Below are 17,551 nucleotides of genomic sequence, written 5' to 3' on the forward strand. Positions count from 1 at the left end.
CGGACTTTAGTACCAACAGGCCGACCCTTCGTATCCCGTCACCGACTTGGAGGTCCCGATGGCCCGGCTTCGTCTTCTCGCCTTGCTCGCCTTGCTCCCGCTGTCGCTCTCGGCTCAGGTGGTCCAGGAACGGCTCGACCTCGACGCGCTCCGCCGGATCAAGGACGAAGGTATGAACCGGTCCGAGGTCATGGCCACCGCCGGCTACCTCGCCGACGTCATCGGGCCCAGGCCCCAGGGGTCCACCGCCGTCAAACAGGCCAACCACTGGACCGCCGACCGGCTCCGGGCCTGGGGCCTCGCCAACGTCGTCGTCGAGCCCTGGGGCACCTGGGGCCGGGGCTGGGAGCGGGTCCGCTACGCCGCCAACCTCACCAAGCCTTACCCCCAGCCGCTGGTAGCGCAACCGATGGGCTGGAGCGGGAGCACCAAGGGCACCATCAAGGCCCCGGTCGTCATTCTCGACGCCACCGACTCGGCGTCGTTCCCAAAATACCGCGGTACGCTGAAGGGCAAGTTCGTCCTGTTTGGCGAACCCCCCAAGCTCCAGCCGAATTTCTACATCGAACCGTGGCCCTTCCTCGCGATGGAGGACCCGCCGCGCCGCCGCCGGCTGTCGCAGGAAGACCTCGACAATCCGAATCTCAAGCCCGACTTCGCCTGGTCCCCCCTGGCGACCCGGCTCGAACGGCGGAAGGCCGGAGACCGCTATGCCGACGTGTTCCGCCAGCTCAAGGGTGAAGATATCGCCGCTCTGATCCTTTGCTCGCCGCTGCCCTACAATATCATTCGGGTCATGGCCGTGCCCGGCTGGCAGGACGTCCGCCAAGCCAAAGAGGGCGCCCCGATCGCGGCGATGGTCGCTTCTTTCGAACAGTTCGGCCAAATGTACCGGAACATCAAGCGGGGCATTCCGGTCGAGCTCGAGGCGGCGATCGAGAACCGGTTCGTGACCGACGATTCCCTGGGCTATAACACCCTTGCCGAGCTTCCGGGTACCGATCTGGCGGCCGAATCGGTGATGTTCGGCGGTCATCTTGATAGCTGGCACGCGGGGACCGGGGCCACCGACAACGCCGCCGGCGTGGCGATCGGAATGGAGGCCATCCGGATTCTCAAGGCAGCTGGCCTCAAACCCCGTCGCATCATTCGCCTCGGCGTCTGGACCTCGGAGGAAGGCCGCCACCTCGGCGTCGCCGGTTGGGTGGCCAAGCACCGGGATCAATGGCCCAAGATCTCCGCATATTTCAACGTCGACAACGGCGCCGGCCGGCTCCGGGGGCTTTGGGACCAGTCGAATCCGTTCATCGCGCCGATCTTTCAGCAGATCTTCGCCCCGGTGCGCGACCTAGGGGTGATGGTCATCAAACAGGGCAATGTCGGCGGCAACGAGCATCAGGACTTCGACGACGTCGGGATTCCCGGGTTCACCTACCTCCAGGATCCGCTCGAATACGTTCTGCGAAGCCACCATACCAACGCCGACACCTTCGAGCGGCTGATCGAGGATGATCTCAAGCAGGCCGCCATTGTTCTCGCCTGGACTGCCTATACCGTCGCCAACCGCGATGAGATGATTCCCCGGAAGCGGTGACCGATGCACATGCTCCTGTTGGCTCTGGCGATCGGGTCGCAGCCGAACCCCAAGCCACGGCCACCGGTACTGACCGACGAATTCGACCTCTTCCTGGTGACCGCCGCGACCGAGGCCGGCGCTGTCGTTGGGCGGATTCAACCGGTCTTTCCCAATGACAAGCCGATCCGCTGGTCGTTGATCAAGCCGGTGCCGGGTGGCGATCCGCGGGGCTACCTCCGCGGGGGCCAGCTCGACGCCACCACGATCGTGACGATCGATTCAGCCACCGGCGTCCTCCGCCTGGTCCGGCATCCGGATCGCTATCCGCAGACCCTCTATGCCGAGGTCAGAGCCACCAACGACGACGGGTTCATGGAGCAGGTCCTGATCATCGTGGCGCTCGCCGAGGCGCCCCGCCGGGAACAGGCGCTCGACATTTTTCCGAAGCGGAGCCAAGTGCACGGCATCCGGTTCCTGGCCACGGCCGGGGTCGACCCGGCCAAAATCGGCCATGCCACCAAGGTGGCGAAGGCTCTCTTGTCCAAGGACCTGAAGGGTTCAGGGCGGATCGTGGCCGCGCTGAAAAAACAGGAGCGGATGATGACGCTCTTCATGACCTTCGAGGAGCGAAACACAGCCGTCGGCTTTCAGATGTTCGCCGGTGACTACGATGCCCAGGACCTCGAAGACGAGGAGATCATCCCCGACTACTTCCGGCTTGGCGGGCCGGATACCCTCCGGCGGGATGCCTCGGTCGAGGAGATCACCCATCTCATCCATGGCGCCGGGATCGTCACGGCTTACCCCAAGATCCAGCAACGACTCGAACGGGCGACCCAGGCCGCGATCGACCGGAAGTTCTTCCGGCCGTGGGACGGTTTGCCCGCCGATTCATTCAGCCATGAGTATCTCACGATCGGCTTGGAGATCGTCTACGGCGGCCGCCAGCGGTCTCGGTATATGGGCCGGATCATCGCGGCGGGTGGCAGCCCGCAGCAGCCATCGTTTCGCTTGAGCCTGGACAACGATCGGCTGCTGACGGCGGAGAATCTCAGGCGGTACGATCGGGAACTCTATGAGATCGTCCGGTTTCTATTCCCGACGAAGGAGGAGTTCTTCGCGGAAATGGGATGGACCGGCCCGCCTTCCAAACCGGATTGACGATCTGGCCCGGGACGAACCATGCCCGGCAGCCGATTCAAGCGGAAGGACCGACCGCTCCGGCTGGATCGCCGAAATCCCAATCACCACCGGGCAATTCTTGCCATCAGTACGGCCTTTTGGGATGCCATGCTCCGGCAGGACCAAGCGGCCCGGGCTTGGCTTGACGGCGAGGGACGCGCGCGGTCATCGAGCCGGGCGATCGGTGGCAACACAAGTAGCCGGGCGGTGGGATCGCTACCCGGGCGCCGCCGCTCAGCGGGCTTGCCAGGTCACCAGCAAGCCGACCAGCGAGGCCAACGCGATGCTATGGAAGAAGACATACCGGAGGATTTCTCCCTCCTTGCCTTCATATTTCGTCACCACCCCGGCCACCACGATGCTCTGCGCGTCGATCATCTTGCCCATAACGCCGCCCGAGGAGTTCGCCGCCGCCATCAGAGTTGGATTTAGTCCGAGCTGCTCGGCGGTGATTCGCTGGAGGCTCCCGAACAGAACATTGGAGGACGTATCGGATCCGGTTAGCGCCACGCCGAGCCAACCGAGCAGGGTGCCAAAGAAGGGATAGAAGGCGCCGGTCCGGGCGAACGCCAGTCCGAGAATCGCGTCGAGCCCGCTATACCGGGTGAGGTAGCCCAGCGCCATCATCACGGCAATCGTCACCAGCGACGTTCGCACCGCCAGGAACGTCTTCCCGTAGGCGCGGACCACCTCGCCCGGCCGATAGCGAAGCATGACCGCGGTCACGAGCGCCGCGATCAGGATGGCCGTCCCGGTTGCCGAGAGCCAGTTCAAGGTGAAGATCGCCCCCTCGGCGGCCGGGGTGGCCACCACCGGGGCGGTTCGCTGGACCAAGTTGTGGAGGCCCGGCACCGGAACTTTCGGTGCCGAGATACCGTTGAGCAGACTCTTCACCGCCGGAATGCCCCAGGCAAAGACCAAAACGCTGAGCACAGCCCAGGGGAGCCACGCCTGGGCTGTGGTCGGGCCGCTTGGCTTGGCCGTGGCGGCCACCCTGGGTCCGGCGGTCTTCGGACGCCAGATTTTGAGGAACAACGTGAGGCCCGCCATCGACGATACCGCGGCGACGATATCCACCAACCACGGTCCGTGGTACGTCGCCATCAGGTACTGCGGTACCGCAAAGGTGACCCCCGCGACCAGAACGGCGGGCCAGACTTCCTTGAGGCCCTTGAATCCGGCGTAGGCGGCCACCAGCCAGAACGGAACGATGACCGAAAACCAGGGAAGCTGCCGCCCGACCTGGGCCGATAACTCATGGAGGTCGAGGCCCGTCACGGCTTGGAGGGCGATGATCGGAGTGCCTAACGCCCCGAACGCGACCGGTGCCGTGTTGGCAATCAGCGACAGGGCCGAGGCCTGGAGCGGCGAAAAGCCCAACGCAATGAGCAACCCGCCGGTGACCGCGACCGGGGTGCCGAATCCGGCGGCACCCTCGACAAACGCACCGAAACTGAACGCGATCAGCAACAGTTGCAGCCGTGGGTCGTCAGTCAAGCCGGCAATGCTTCGCCGGAGCACATCCAAGAGCCCCCGGTCCTCGGCCAACCGATAGAGAAACAGGACGTTCAGCACGATCCAGCCGATCGGGAACAGGCCGTAGGCCGCTCCGAATCCGGTGCTGGCCAACGCCATCGATGGCGGCATTCCGAGCAGGGCCACCGCGAGGACCAGGGCGGAGCCGAGCCCGATGGCCGCTGCCACCGGGGCCTTGAGGCGAAACCAGGCCAGCGAGGCTAGCAGCGCCACGACCGGAATGGCGGCCAGCAGCGCCGACAGCAGCGGGTGCCCCAGCGGATCGTAGACCTGAGGCCATGGACTCGTCATCGCTCAGCCCCACAACGCCGGCGTTGGGAACGACATGACGCCGCGCTCGTAGCGGAGACCATTGGGCCGGTCGGAGGAGTGGAGCAACGGGCCGTCAAGGTCGATGAACTGGGCCTGCTGCGCGATGACGGCACCAGGAGCCATGGCGAGCGAGGTGCCCGCCATGCAGCCGATCATGATGCCAAGGCCCCGGGCCCGGGCGTCGGCGGCTAAGGCCAGCGCCTCGGTCAGCCCGCCGGTCTTGTCGAGCTTGATGTTGACCACGTGGTAGAGTCCAACCAGTCCCGGCAGTGACGACCGATCGACACAGGATTCATCGGCCGCGAGCGGGATGGTGCCGGTATACCCGGCCAATTGCCGGTCGGTGCCCTTCTTCACGGGTTGCTCGATCAGCGCGACATTCAGCGCCGCCAACTCGGGCCCGAGTTGGTTCAGCAAGTCCACGGTCCAACTCTGATTGGCGTCCACGATGAACCGGGCGGAAGGACATTCCTCATGGGCGATCCGGACGGGGCCGAGATGGGAGACGGCGTCGGCCTTCATCTTGATCAGCGGCCAATCCCGGATGGCCCGGGCCTTGGTGCGGACCTCCGCGTCGGAACCGATCCCGATCGTCATGGCGGTCGTCACCGGCCCCACCTGATCGAGACCGGCGGTGCGCCACGCTGGAATCCCGCTAGTCTTGGCTTCGAGATCCCAAAGGGCACAGTCGACCGCGTTCCGGGCTCCGCCGGCCGGCAGCAGGTCTTGGAGCGCCGCCCGGGTGAGACCGTCGGTCAACCCGCGGCGGACCTGGTCGATCTGAGCGATCATCGAGGCGAGGGATTCGCCCTCGTAGTCGACGCCCGAGGCCTCTCCCCAGCCCGTTTGGCCCCGCGCGTCCGTCAGACGGACGACGATGACCCCGAGTTCGGTTTCCACTCCGCGGGCGATCCGGAACGGCGTGTGGTAGGGCCACCGTTCAGTGGTGACGGCGCATCGCAGCAGTTGGTTGTCGTTCATCGAACGAATCTACGTCTCGCGCCGGGGTTCGCCAACGGGACGATCGGCCGAGTCGGTGCTAGATTGAACCCCTACCTTCACAGCCGGTGCCCTTTGAACCCCAGCCGTCAACTGGTCGTCTGGTCGGGAGCGATGCTCGTTCTTGGATCCGCCCCGGCGGACCCGTATCCCCGGAACGCCGATCTCGACGTCATCGACTACCGCTACCAACTCGCGCTCTCCGACAGTTCCGATCAGATCCGGATGGAGGCGACGATCGCCTTCCGGTTCCTCGCGGCCGGGCGAACCCGGTTGGCACTCGACCTCGTGGGCCGAGGCGACTCCGGGCGCGGCATGGTGGTCGGCCAAGTCGCCGACTCGGCCGGACCGCTGACCTTTACCCATCGGGCCAACCGGCTCGAGATCGCACTTCGGCGGCCGGGCCGCTCCGGCGAACGGAGCCGAGTCTCGATCGCGTACCATGGCGTCCCGGCGGCGGCCCTGAAGATCGGCCCCAACAAGTCCGGCGACCGGACGTTCTCCAGTGACAACTGGCCCGACCTGGCCCGCCACTGGCTGGTCGGCGTCGACCACCCCTACGACAAAGCCACCTCCGAATTCATCGTCACGGCGCCGGCGCACTACCAGGTCGTGTCGAACGGCCTCCTGGTTGAGCAAACCGATCTCGCGAGCGGCTTCCGCCGGACCCATTGGCGCCAGTCGGTGCCGATCGCCACCTGGCTCCAGACGTTAGGCGTGGCCCGGTACGCCATCGAGCACTCGGGTACCGTCGATGGCACGCCGATCCAGGCCTGGGCCTATCCGGCGGACCGGGAGCGGGCCTTCGCGGATTTTGGCGGGCCGACCAAGGCGGCGCTCCGGTTCTACAACGAGTGGGTTGGCCCCTACGCCTATGAGAAGCTCGCCAACGTCGAATCGGTGGCGGCGGGGGGCGGGATGGAGGCTGCGACCGCGATCGGCTACACCGAGCGTCTGATCGGCACCGCCCGGGTCCGGGAGGTCGTCGTGCACGAGATCGCCCATCAATGGTTCGGCAACGCGGTGACCGAATCCGACTGGAACGATGTCTGGCTCAGTGAAGGGTTCGCGACCTACTTCACGCTGCTGTTCACCGAGCACGACGCCGGGCGCGATGCCTTCGTCGAGGGGCTCCTGAAAAGCCGGGCCACCGTGCTCGACTACGATGCCAAGCACCCCGGATACCAAGTGGTGCATGCGAATCTGACCGACATGTCCGAGGTCACGAGCTCGCAGACGTACCAGAAGGGGGCCTGGACGCTCCATATGCTCCGCGGCTTGGTCGGGACTGACACCTTCTGGCGGGGGATTCGAGAATATTACCGCGAGTACCGGAACGCCAATGCCACGACCGAAGACTTTCGGCGGGTCATGGAGGCTGCGTCAGGCAAGGATCTGGATTGGTTCTTTCGGCAGTGGCTGACCCGGTCAGGGGCACCGAAGCTCGAGGGGGGATGGCGCTATGATGCCGGCGCCAAGCGGATCGAGATCAATCTGAGCCAGACCCAGGATGGTGAGCCGTTCCGGGTGCCGCTTGAGATCGGGATCCGGTTTCCCGGGGAATCCGGGATCCGAACCGAGCGGGTCGAAATCACCGGCGGCCAAGCCCGGTTCGCCTTCGACTCACCCCGGGAGCCGGCCTCCGTGACGCTCGACCCGAATCTCTGGGTCCTGATGGAGGCCAAGTTCGACCGGCGGCCGTAATCGGGGCTCAGTCCGGGTCGCCGTCCCGATCCTCATCTTCGAAGGCGTGGAACGAGCGCCGGATGTTCTGTTCGATCTGCGAGCGGACCTGCTGTGACGGCGCCATTGGGTTGAGGATCGCTCCTGCGGCTCCGGCGAACCACGTCCCAAGATCGATCTGCAGGGTCATGGCCGCGGGCTTGCCGGCCGTCACTTCGACCGGCGTGTCCAAATCGATCTTCACCTCGGCGGTGACGGCGGTGGTGAACGTGAAGGGGGCGCCATTGAAGGTACCGGTCACCTTGACGCTGATGTCGGCGAATTCGGGATGGGCCTCCAAGAAGCCGCCTCCCTCAGTGCCCCCAACCGGGGTATGCACCTGCATCTTCAGTTCTTTGTAGATGCCCTCGGGGAGGTCCACGGTGAAGGCCGTCTGCGCTTGGGGGCCAACCGGCGGGTTCAAAATCCTCGGTTCGAGCCATAAATCCGCGCATTCCGAATTGCCCCCGCGCCGCCCGCCCGCATCGGATCGGTGCCCGCCAGTTGGCCCCGCGAGAGGATCCGGAGGCCACCGGTGACCGTCATCCGGGCGGCCACCACGTTGCTCTTGCCGAACGCCGCGCCTCGGACCCCAGTCGAGTCGAGCGATACGTCGATTCCGCCTAACGCCACGCCCGGATTGAACGTCAGCAAGGCCTGGCCGGCCAGCCGTTGGTGGAAGGCCTCGAGCAGCCCGACCGCCTCCCGGCGGTGGGCCTCGACGTGGGTCACCACCGAACGTTCGGCCGCCGTCAAGGCCCGCAGCAGCGTGGCCAGCATGGCGGTAGGCTACCGCCGGGTGGTAGCGGCGGCAATGCCTCGGAGCATCCCTCCGAAGATGACCAAGTGGAGCGGGTACAAAGCGTACCAATAGAGCAGGCCCGCGAGGCCGCGCGGGTCGAAGATGGCCGTCTGGCGGATGTCCGATGAGGTCCCGGTTTCCGTGACCTCGAATTGGAGCCAGGCCCGGCCCGGGAGCTTCATCTCCGCGGAAAGCCGGAGCAGACGATTCGGCTCGACCGACTCGACCCGCCAGCAATCGACCGTGTCGCCCGGTGCCAAAGCCGTCGGATCACGCCGGCCGCGAAGTCCCGGCCCCCCGGCTGCCAAGTCGATGAGACCGCGAAGCCACCACCACCCGTTGCCGTAATACCAACCGGTCCGGCCTCCAATCCGGGCGATCGGTGCGAACGCCTGTTCCGGTCCGACCGCCACTCGGATGACCCGAGAGTCGACTAGTCGAGTTCCGAACCGAACTCCGGCCCACGACCCGCCACTCGGCGTCATCGAGAGCGCGTCCGACCAGCGGGTCAGCGCGAATTCCTGGTCCTCGTTGCTCAAGGCCCGAGCGAGGGCCGCGCGAACTCCCATTGGTCGAACCGGGAATAGGGCCAGGGCGCTCTCGTCCCGAACCACGGTTTCGTTCCGAAGGCCGTCGATCAGCTTCCGGCCCACCCGGGCATACACGGGCGTCACCAAGCGGAGCCAGAGGCTCGACAAATGAGGCGTCAGGATCGGGACGGGGATCATCAGGCGGCGAAGTCCGCGAAGGCGGGCGTACTCCCGCATCAAGTCACCGTACGACACCTGATCTGGGCCGCCGATCTCAATGATTCGGCTCTGGTCGAGGGGCAGATCGAGGGCAGCCGCCAGATACGCGAGCACGTCCTCGATTCCGATCGGTTGGGCCAAGGTTCGGACCCATCGGGGGGTGACCATCACCGGGAGCCGTTCGACCAGCGCCCGGATCATTTCGAACGACAGGCTGCCCGAGCCGAGGATGATCGAGGCCCGAAACTCGAGCGTGGGAATACCCGACTCGCTGAGGATTCTACCGACCGCTTGGCGGCTCCGGAGATGGGCCGACAATTCCCGACCGTCGCCCAACCCGCCCAGGTAGATGATGCGGCGCACGCCGGTCGCGCGAGCGGCCGCCACCAACGCCTCGGCCCCCGCTCGCTCCTCGTCCTCAAAGGTGCCGGCCGTACCCATGGCGTGGGCCAGGAAATACACCGTGTCGACCCCGACCATGGCAGCTTGAACGGTCGGCGGGTCAGCGAGATCTCCGCGCACCACGTCGGTGCCCGGCCGAACCCGCCCCGCGAGGTATTCAGGGCGCCGGGCCATGCAACGGAGCCGTTCCCCGCGAGCCTCCAGGACCGGGAGAAGTCGGCCGCCGATGTAGCCGGTGGCGCCGATGATTAACGTAAGTCGTTGCTTGGTATTGCTTTGCGGTTCCATGGGACCAAAATATCAATTCGTACCTGTTTTGTCAATGTTTTGTCCGGATTTATGACCCCTTCCTTCTCAGGCCGAGTAGCCCTTCAATTCGAGCGTGGAACTCCCCGTCGTCGTCGAAACGCTGGCCTGCCCGGTGTCCGCCCTGTTGCTCGAGGCCCCGCGCCCCGTCGCCGGGTACGTCCTGGCGCACGGTGCCGGTGCCGGCATGCGGCATCCGTTCATGGCGGACGTCGCGGCCGCTCTCGCCGCCGCTGGTGTCACGACGCTTCGGTATCAGTTCCCATTTATGGAAGCCGGAAGCAGCCGTCCGGACTCGCCCGCGGTGGCCGCCGCGACCGTTCGGGCCGCGGTCGATCGGGCCCGGGCCCTCCTCCCCGGCCTTCCCCTCGTTGCCGGGGGCAAGTCCTTCGGGGGCCGGATGACGTCGACGGCGGCGGCCGAGGCGGCGCTCGAGGGGGTGCGGGGTCTGGTATTCCTCGGCTTTCCGCTCCATCCGCCGAAACGTCCCGCCGTCACCCGGGGCGATCACCTCGATCGGGTTGCGGTGCCGATGCTGTTTCTTCAGGGGACTCGGGATGACTTGGCGGATCTCGAGTTGATCCGTTCGGTCGGTGGCCGGTTAGGCGCTCGCGCCACGGTGCATGAAATCACCGAGGCCAATCATGCCTTCGCGGTGCCGAAACGGACCGGCCGGACCGCCGCCGAGGTCATCGTCGAGCTCGCGGTCACCACCGCCGAGTGGATCGGGAGGCTCCCGCGGTGACGCCGCCCTCGCGTCCGACACCGTCCCCGGCCCAAAGCAAAGCCATTGGTGCGGGCGCGGGACCGGTACTGGTCCTGGCGGGCCCCGGTGCCGGCAAAACGTTTTGCCTGATCGAGCGGATCCGGTTTCTGGTGGACCAAGGCGGCGTTGACCCCGAGCGGATCTGCGCGCTGACCTTCACCAACAAGGCCGCCGAGGAAGTGGCCGCCCGGCTCCGCCGCGAGCTCGGGCCCCGGGCCGACGCGGTGACTCGGTCCACCATTCACTCCCTGTGCGTCAAGATTCTCCGGACCCACGGCGAAGCGTTAGGCCTGGAGAAGGGGTTCGGGATTGCCGACGAAGACTACCAGAAAGAACTGCTCGGCTGGCTCAAGGTCCCGCCTCAGTGGCGAAGCAATCTGCTCGGCCGCTTCGGTCTGGCCCGGCTCGGCGCGAAACCGCTTCAGGAGGACAACGCCCGGACCTTCAAGCGCTACCGTGCTCATCTGGTCAAGCGTGGGATGATCGACTTCGACGACATCGTCCATCTGACCAAAGAGCTCTTCGACCGGTTTCCGGAAACCGCCGCCGAGGTGGCCGGCCGGTGGGACCATCTCCTGGTCGACGAGGTCCAGGATCTGAATCCGGTCCAGTTTTCGATCGTGACCACGCTCGGGCGGGCGCACGGCAACGTCTTCGTCGTCGGCGACGACGAACAGTCGATCTTCTCGTGGACCGGGGCCGATCCCCGGCTGATCGCGACGTTCGCCAACGAGTTCCGCGCCGTGGACCGGATCGTGCTCGACGAGAACCGGCGCACCGCGGGGCAAATCTTTGCCCTGGCCCGCCGCCTGATCTCGAGCAACGTGCCGCTGTTCGGCCCGAAGCACATCACGGCGACCCACGAGTCGGAGTACCCCGTCCTAACCCGCTCGTTTCCCGATGAGCACGCCGAGGTTGCCTGGCTCCTCGAGGACGTCCAAGCCGATCGGGCGGCCTCCGGCCTCCCCTGGGGCGAATACGCCGTTCTCTACCGCAAACACGCCGATGGTAATCTCCTCGAAGGGGCCCTGATGCAGGCCGGCTTGCCGTGCCGCCTGGCTCACGGCCGGGCGCTGGCGGACGACTTGGCCGTCCGGTATCTGATCGCGGCGCTCAAGGTGATCTCGTACCCCGGCGACCCGGTCATCGACGAAGGCTTTGCGCGGGTGGTCCTGCCGGAGGCGCTCTGCGATGCCCTTCGGAAGGCCGCGCTGAAGGACCGGATCGGCTTCCTCGGAACCCTCCATCGCCAAGTCCGGGCCCGCCCCCGCACCGACGAGGAAGGACGGAAGATTCGCCGGGCCTTGGCAGCGATACAGAACCTGACGGCGTTAGGTCAGCGGCACCGGCACCTGGCGCGGCTGGTCGACGAGATCCTGTCCCAACGGGTCGGTGCCTACCACACGATCCTCGAGCAACGGGCCGAGGAGCTCTCCGATCCGGCGGGGTATCCGGAAGTGGCGCGGCTTGCCGGGGAGCTGGAGCGGGTCCGGGATGCTCGGGCCCCGATGCTGATTCAAGCAATGGGGGGACTCGAGATCGGCTTGGCCGGAATGCTGGCCGGGGCCGGGATCCGCTTGTTTGAGGTTAGGACGACCCCGCCGGCCGGCCAATTCGTGCTCGGACCGGCGTGGTCGTGCCCCGATCTGGGGTTGGCCCTCACGGTATTCAAAGCACTCCAGTTCCTGACCGCCACGACCGAGCGGGCGGCCGGCAACTTCGTGGCGGTCGATCTCGAAACCACCGGCCGGGACGTGGCCACGGCCGAGATCGTCGAGCTCGGAGCGGTCCGGGTCCGTGACTGGGAAATCGTGGCGGAGTTCCATCAGCTGGTGAAGCCGGCTGTCCCGATCGAGCCGGGCGCGAGCGCCACCCACCACTACAGCGACGCGGATGTGGCCAACCAGCCCTCGTTTGACGAGGTGTGGCCCCGGTTCAAGGCCTTTGCCGCGACCGACGAGCTGGTGGCCCACAACGGCTACGACTTCGACTTCCCGATTCTCCGCCGGATGTCGGGCGACCGGGACTTTGTGACCTACGATACGGTGCCCTTGGCCTGGTCCCTCCGGCTCGGCAGCGCCAAGCTCCAGCACTTGGCCGCCCGGTTCGGGGTCGACCCCGGCACTGCGCACACCGCGCTCTCGGACGTCCGGACGCTGGCCCAGGTCTACCGGAAGCTGGAAGAGGAAAAAGTGGCCCGAGCCAGACGGGTGGCCCTCTCGAATGTGCTCGACTATCTCGGCATCTCCCTGGCCCTCTCCGACCCCGACACCTTGGGAACGGAAGCCGGTCTCTTGCGGGACATCACCGCGGTCTATGCCTTGGGCCGGTTCAGCGACTGCCTGGAGTTCTACCGGGCCGAACGCGACCGTTGGAACCAGGGTGCCATTCCGGTCGACGAACTGATCGAACGTCTCGGCGGCCAGTCGCTGATGCTCAAAGTCCGCGCCGAGAAACGCTCCGACCAGCGCTACCCCGCCGCCATGGCCCGGGTCCGCCGCCTCCTCGAGGCTCTCTCGGAGGAGACCCTCGAAGCCGAAATCCAGGAATTCCTGAGCCGCGTAGCCCTCTCCAAGAGCGACGGCATCGAAACCGACCAAGACCGGATCAACCTCCTCACCCTCCACTCCACCAAAGGCCTAGAATTCTCCCGAGTCTACATCGTCGGCGTCGAAGACGCCGAGATGCCCGGCCTCCAATCCCTGCCGAGTGCCGAGCGCCGAGCGCCGAGTGCCGAGCTCGAAGAATCCCGCCGGCTCCTGTACGTCGGAATGACCCGGGCCAAGGAGCGTCTGGTCATGACCCGGGTGGAAGCGAGGGACGGCAAGTTGACCGGCGGCCACCGCTTCCTCGATGAGATGGCCCTCGTCCCTATTTGATGAGTTGCCACTTCGTACGGGTATAGGCGACCCGGAACCCGTGTCGCTCGGCATTCCGCTGGGATGCGCTGCCGGGAAGGGTGGTGATCATGGCCACGTCGCAGCCCTGCTTCACCGCAAACCGGAGCCTCGTGCCTAACAGGGCGAGCTGGGCTCCGTGACGGCGTTCCCCGGGAATGGTGCTTGCGCCGGCCAGGAGTGCCACCCCGCCCGTGATCGAGAGTGCACCCGCCGCGATCGGCCGGCCCCCGCGATCGGCCACGAAGGTCAAGGCGCCCGGGCGCCGGGCCCCGATCTCCGACAACTCGGCCATCATCGGGGCGTACTCGGGGAATTCACTCCAGCCTTCGGTTGCGGTGTCGGCCCAGGCCCGCCACTCGTCGGGTGCGGTCTGCCGAACGGTGACCTCCGCCGACGCGCCTGGGATATCGACGGCCTCGTCGATCGGCCGATAGAGGACATTCGACCACTCCATCGGCCGGTACCCGCGGGCGGGTAGCAGCGCCATGGTGGAGAGGTCCGCGAGCGGGCTCACCTCATGGAAGGTCGGGGCGCCCCGATCGCCGAAGAACCGTTCGATCCGCTCCAAGACCTCGGGCGTGCCCGGTTCAAAGACTCCGAGGCCGAAGGTCTGGGTGATTGGCGAATCGACACCGTCGAACATGGCGTAGGCGCCGGCCACGTCGATCCACTCCGCGCCGCTCTCGGGCCGGAGGGTCCGGCGGCCTTCGACGAACTGGGCGCAACCGGCTGCTTCGGTGCGCTCGAGCCGCCGGGCCAATGCGAGATCGGCAAACGGGACGCTCACAGCTTGGTCTTGAGACTCATGGCGACGGGCGGGCCGGAACCAGGTGAGTGGTCATGCTTGAAATAGATGTAGGTGTCGCTCCACCCGAAGCCCGCGATTCGGGCGGCCCACGCGGCCAGGCTCGCCTCGTCGTAGTCGAGCTTGTGGAGCCGGACGTAGCCCCAGCCCGCGGTGGCCACCAGCGGCGTCGGCACGCCGTTCTGGTCCGAAATGCACAGGGGAATACCCCGGGCCTTGAGGACGTCGAAGACCTGGTCATCGTCAAACCAGGTTTGGTTCCGAAACTCGATCGTGATCCGCCACCGCTTGGGTACGATATCGAGGAAGGCCTCCAGCCGGGGAATGTCCTTCTTCAAGTGCGGCGGGAGTTGAAACAGCGTAGGGCCGAGTTTGCTGCCTAACACGGCAACGGTCTGGGCCAGATACCCGACCAGTTCCCCCGCGTCCCGGAGTTGGGCGTGATGGGTAATCCGCTGACTGGCCTTGATGGCGAACTGGAAGCCCTCCGGGACCTCGGCGGTCCAATCGAGCAGGTTCTTTTCGCGGGGCATCCGGTAGAACGTGTTGTTGATCTCGACCGTCTGGAATTGGCTCGCGTAGTACGCCAACATGCCCTTGTCGGGGAGTTTGGCCGGATAGAACGGCCCTTTCCATTCCTTGAACGCAAATCCGCTGGTCCCGACGTACGACGCCATCAGGAGGCGCGGGCCAGGCCGAAGGAAATGGTGGCGGTACCGATCGAACGAGCGGGCATGGGGGCCCTCCTGGCGTTGGCCTCTAAGGTACTGGCGGCCGCCCCGGTTGAGAATGTCCGGTTCGGGGCTACCATTCCCGGATGCGAAGAGCCCTCCTTGCCCTGCTGGCCCCTGCTGCTCTCTCGGCCCAGACCGACTGGCCGGTCTACGGCGGCGACCCCGGCGCCATGAAATACTCCGCCCTCGCCGACTTGAATCCCGGCAACGTGGGCCGGCTGACCAAGCTCTGGGAATGGAGCACCGGCGAGGCCCCGATGGCTCAGTGGAAGACCCGGCCCGGACTGTTCCAGGCCACCCCCCTGATGATTGGCGATACTCTGTTCTTGCCGACCTCGTATAACCAAGTGGCCGCCCTCAATGCCGCCACCGGGCGCGAGTACTGGCGGTTCGACCCCCGGGCCTACGAGGCCGGCCAGGCGCCTAACGGCACGGGCTTCGTCCACCGGGGGGTTGCCAGCTGGAGTGATGGAAAGACCCGCCGGATCTTTCTCAATAGCCGGTGGCGCCTGATCGCCCTCGATGCCGCGACCGGCCGGCCGATTCCGTCGTTTGGCGCGGGCGGCGAGGTCGATTTGGCGGGAGATCTGGTGTGGCAGGTCAATCGACGGCGCTACACCAACACCTCGCCTCCGGTGGTGTGGGGTAACCTGGTCATCGTCGGGAACGGCGTGGCCGACAAGTTTGCCTACAAGAACGACCCCCCGGGCGATATCCAGGCTTTCGATGCGAGGACCGGCAAGCGAATCTGGAAATGGAGTCCGATTCCCCAAGGAGGCGACGGATCCGAGACCTGGGAAAACGAATCCTGGCGGTTCACCGGTCACACCAACGTGTGGGCGCCCTTCAGCGTCGACGTGGCGCGAGGACTCGTCTATCTCCCGGTCAGCACGCCGAGCAACGACTGGTACGGAGGAGCCCGGAAGGGCGACAATCTCTTTGCCGAGTCGCTGGTCTGCCTCGACGCCCGCACCGGGGAAAAACTGTGGCACTTCCAGACGGTGCACCATGGGCTCTGGGACTACGACCTCCCGACCGCGCCGGTGCTGGGCCGGGTCACCCAACCCGGCGGCCCCGTCGATTTTGTCGCCATGCCGACCAAGATGGGGATGCTGTTCGTCTTTGATCGGGTCACGGGCACGCCCCTTTGGCCGGTCGAGGAGCGGCCGGTTCCCGCCAGTGATGTCCTCGGCGAGCGGGCCGCGCCGACCCAGCCGTTTCCCACCAAACCGGCGCCCTACGCCCGCCAGGGCTTCAGTGCAACGGACGTGGTCGATTTTACGCCGGCTCTGAAAGAGTTGGCGACGAGGACCGTGACCAGCTATCGAACTGGGCCGCTGTTTACACCGCCCTCGCTTCAGGGGACGGTGGCTTCGCCGGGACTGATTGGCGGGTCGGGGTGGGGCGGGGGAGCGTATGACCCGGAAACCGGGATCATCTATTTGAAGGCCACCAACCAACCGGCCCTGCTCAAGTTGGTCACGCCACCACCGTCCGACTCACTCGACGCGGCCTACGCGCTCGATTTTACCGCCAGTCTCGACCTCAACGCCAAGCTGTTGTCGAGTCCCGACGACCCGCAGCGGGCGGCGGCCTCCCTGCCGATCAGCAAGCCTCCGTATGGAACGCTGACGGCCATCGATCTCGCGACCGGCGATCACCGGTGGCAAGTGCCCCTCGGCGACTCGCCGGAGATCCGGAATCACCCGCTCTTAAAGGGTGTGGCCCTGCCTCCGCTCGGCGTGGCCGGCGCTCCCGGGGCCATCGTGACCAAAGGGGGGCTGCTCTTTGCGACGGGTGGCGGCTCGGCCCTGATTGCGCTCGACAAGGCAACCGGGAAGGTGCTCTGGCAGGCGCCGCTCGGCGCGATCGGTTACGCCAATCCAATGACCTATCGGACCCGGGCGGGGCAGCAGGTGGTGGTGATTGCCACCGGCGGCGGGGCGGCGCCGGCCAAACTCCAGGCTTTTTCGTTACCGCGGTGAGGATCGAAACGGGTTGACCACCTCGAGCCCGTCGAGGCGCCAGCCGTGCTGGAGGTCCTCGGAGTAGAGGCGAGTGCAGCCGGAGGCCAGGGCGGCCCGGATGATGAGGCCGTCCCAGAACGACAGTTGATGGAGCCGGTGGAGGTCGATGGCGCCGAGAATGTCGTCGAGTCCGATGGGCACCAATTCGAATCGGCCGAACAACTCAGCTTTGCGGCGCGCGACGGGTGCCGTGACGCCGAGCTTCCTGGTCGCGGCGACGAAGTACTCCTGGACAACCTGCGTCGAGATGACCCCGGACCGATCGAGCCGGTGCTTGGCGATCAACTCCAAAGCCCTGGTCTGCTTCGCCGGCGCGTCGGCGTCGTCGGTGGAGACCAGGACGTTGGTGTCGAAGAAACTACGACCGCTCATGGAGGCTGCTGCGGTCAAACGTCCAGCCCTTGGACCGCCCCCCCGATTCGAGCGACAGCTGTTTCAACTCCTTCAGTTCGGCATCCATGGCGCCCTCCCCGGCCAGATAGGCCAAATGATCCCTGACGACTTGGTTGAGACTCTTGCCCATGGCCTCGGCGACCTTGCGGGCTCGCTCCACGAGTTGCCGGTCGACGGACAGGGTGATGTTCATGTCCACGTAATACGTGTCCACGTATGAAGGTGTCAACGGCTCTCCTGGGTTCGGGTCAGCCATCAAGATCGCGGGACCCCGCGGGTCGGTGGTAACCCATTGAACGACTAAAGACATCAATCCGACGCAGGGGCCGGGCTATTATTG

General features: G+C 66.1%; 15 protein-coding genes. 6 read left to right on the forward strand and 9 right to left on the reverse strand.

The window, feature by feature from the left end; all coding sequences use genetic code 11:
* Window positions 1-58: 58 nt before the first annotated feature.
* Together EXR94_08390 and EXR94_08395 are read left to right on the forward strand one after the other, a co-directional pair.
* Window positions 59-1,594 (forward strand): M20/M25/M40 family metallo-hydrolase, encoded by a 1,536-nt coding sequence (locus tag EXR94_08390; GenBank protein ID MSR02742.1) that lies wholly within the window; start codon window positions 59-61, stop codon window positions 1,592-1,594.
* A gap of 3 nt (window positions 1,595-1,597) precedes the next feature.
* Window positions 1,598-2,737, forward strand: a complete 1,140-nt coding sequence (locus EXR94_08395) for a hypothetical protein (protein ID MSR02743.1) — start codon at window positions 1,598-1,600, stop codon at window positions 2,735-2,737.
* A 255-nt stretch (window positions 2,738-2,992) separates the two neighbouring features.
* Here the strand turns inward: EXR94_08395 and EXR94_08400 are convergent, their stop codons facing one another.
* Together EXR94_08400 and EXR94_08405 are read right to left on the reverse strand one after the other, a co-directional pair.
* The gene (locus EXR94_08400; protein MSR02744.1) at window positions 2,993-4,585 is read right to left on the reverse strand and encodes an L-lactate permease; all 1,593 of its coding nucleotides are present in this window, start codon (window positions 4,583-4,585) and stop codon (window positions 2,993-2,995) included.
* Window positions 4,586-4,588: 3 nt separating this feature from the next.
* Complete coding sequence (locus tag EXR94_08405; protein MSR02745.1) at window positions 4,589-5,587, reverse strand: dipeptide epimerase; 999 nt, start codon at window positions 5,585-5,587, stop codon at window positions 4,589-4,591.
* A 93-nt stretch (window positions 5,588-5,680) separates the two neighbouring features.
* Between EXR94_08405 and EXR94_08410 the strand changes: the two genes are divergently transcribed.
* The gene (locus tag EXR94_08410; GenBank protein MSR02746.1) at window positions 5,681-7,309 is read left to right on the forward strand and encodes a M1 family peptidase; all 1,629 of its coding nucleotides are present in this window, start codon (window positions 5,681-5,683) and stop codon (window positions 7,307-7,309) included.
* Between the two features lie 7 nt (window positions 7,310-7,316).
* Here EXR94_08410 and EXR94_08415 read toward each other — a convergent pair whose 3' ends face one another.
* Genes EXR94_08415 through EXR94_08425 form a run of 3 tightly spaced genes read right to left on the reverse strand, consistent with a single transcriptional unit; the run spans window position 7,317 to window position 9,568 of the window.
* On the reverse strand, window positions 7,317-7,709 hold the full coding sequence (locus EXR94_08415) for a hypothetical protein (protein ID MSR02747.1): 393 nt from the start codon (window positions 7,707-7,709) through the stop codon (window positions 7,317-7,319).
* Window positions 7,710-7,747: 38 nt separating this feature from the next.
* Window positions 7,748-8,107, reverse strand: coding sequence for a hypothetical protein (locus tag EXR94_08420; GenBank protein ID MSR02748.1), 360 nt, complete (start codon window positions 8,105-8,107; stop codon window positions 7,748-7,750).
* A 9-nt stretch (window positions 8,108-8,116) separates the two neighbouring features.
* Entirely contained in the window at window positions 8,117-9,568 is a 1,452-nt protein-coding gene (locus EXR94_08425) for an SDR family oxidoreductase (GenBank protein MSR02749.1), read from the reverse strand.
* Between the two features lie 142 nt (window positions 9,569-9,710).
* On the opposite strand from EXR94_08425, the gene EXR94_08430 reads away from it, so the two are divergent.
* Window positions 9,711-10,331 carry an alpha/beta fold hydrolase gene (locus tag EXR94_08430; GenBank protein MSR02750.1) on the forward strand — a complete coding sequence of 207 codons (621 nt, stop codon included), beginning with the start codon at window positions 9,711-9,713 and terminating at the stop codon, window positions 10,329-10,331.
* Window positions 10,307-13,231: a hypothetical protein gene (locus tag EXR94_08435; protein ID MSR02751.1), complete on the forward strand. Its 2,925-nt coding sequence runs from the start codon at window positions 10,307-10,309 to the stop codon at window positions 13,229-13,231. The genes EXR94_08430 and EXR94_08435 overlap by 25 nt, the downstream gene beginning before the upstream one ends.
* Here the strand turns inward: EXR94_08435 and EXR94_08440 are convergent.
* Window positions 13,224-14,039, reverse strand: a complete 816-nt coding sequence (locus EXR94_08440) for a GNAT family N-acetyltransferase (GenBank protein ID MSR02752.1) — start codon at window positions 14,037-14,039, stop codon at window positions 13,224-13,226. The genes EXR94_08435 and EXR94_08440 overlap by 8 nt on opposite strands.
* Window positions 14,036-14,734 carry a DUF72 domain-containing protein gene (locus tag EXR94_08445; protein MSR02753.1) on the reverse strand — a complete coding sequence of 233 codons (699 nt, stop codon included), beginning with the start codon at window positions 14,732-14,734 and terminating at the stop codon, window positions 14,036-14,038. Before EXR94_08445 ends, EXR94_08440 begins: the two co-directional genes overlap by 4 nt.
* Before the next feature lie 140 nt (window positions 14,735-14,874).
* Between EXR94_08445 and EXR94_08450 the strand changes: the two genes are divergently transcribed.
* Window positions 14,875-16,776, forward strand: a complete 1,902-nt coding sequence (locus tag EXR94_08450; protein ID MSR02754.1) for a pyrroloquinoline quinone-dependent dehydrogenase — start codon at window positions 14,875-14,877, stop codon at window positions 16,774-16,776.
* Here EXR94_08450 and EXR94_08455 read toward each other — a convergent pair.
* The gene (locus tag EXR94_08455) at window positions 16,765-17,190 is read right to left on the reverse strand and encodes a PIN domain-containing protein (protein ID MSR02755.1); all 426 of its coding nucleotides are present in this window, start codon (window positions 17,188-17,190) and stop codon (window positions 16,765-16,767) included. The two genes, EXR94_08450 and EXR94_08455, sit on opposite strands and share 12 nt — an antisense overlap.
* The gene (locus tag EXR94_08460; GenBank protein ID MSR02756.1) at window positions 17,177-17,404 is read right to left on the reverse strand and encodes a MerR family transcriptional regulator; all 228 of its coding nucleotides are present in this window, start codon (window positions 17,402-17,404) and stop codon (window positions 17,177-17,179) included. Before EXR94_08460 ends, EXR94_08455 begins: the two co-directional genes overlap by 14 nt.
* Window positions 17,405-17,551: the final 147 nt, after the last annotated feature.

The sequence above is a fragment of the Gemmatimonadota bacterium genome (assembly GCA_009692115.1).
In the GTDB taxonomy this organism is placed as follows: Bacteria; Gemmatimonadota; Gemmatimonadetes; order Gemmatimonadales; family GWC2-71-9; genus SHZU01.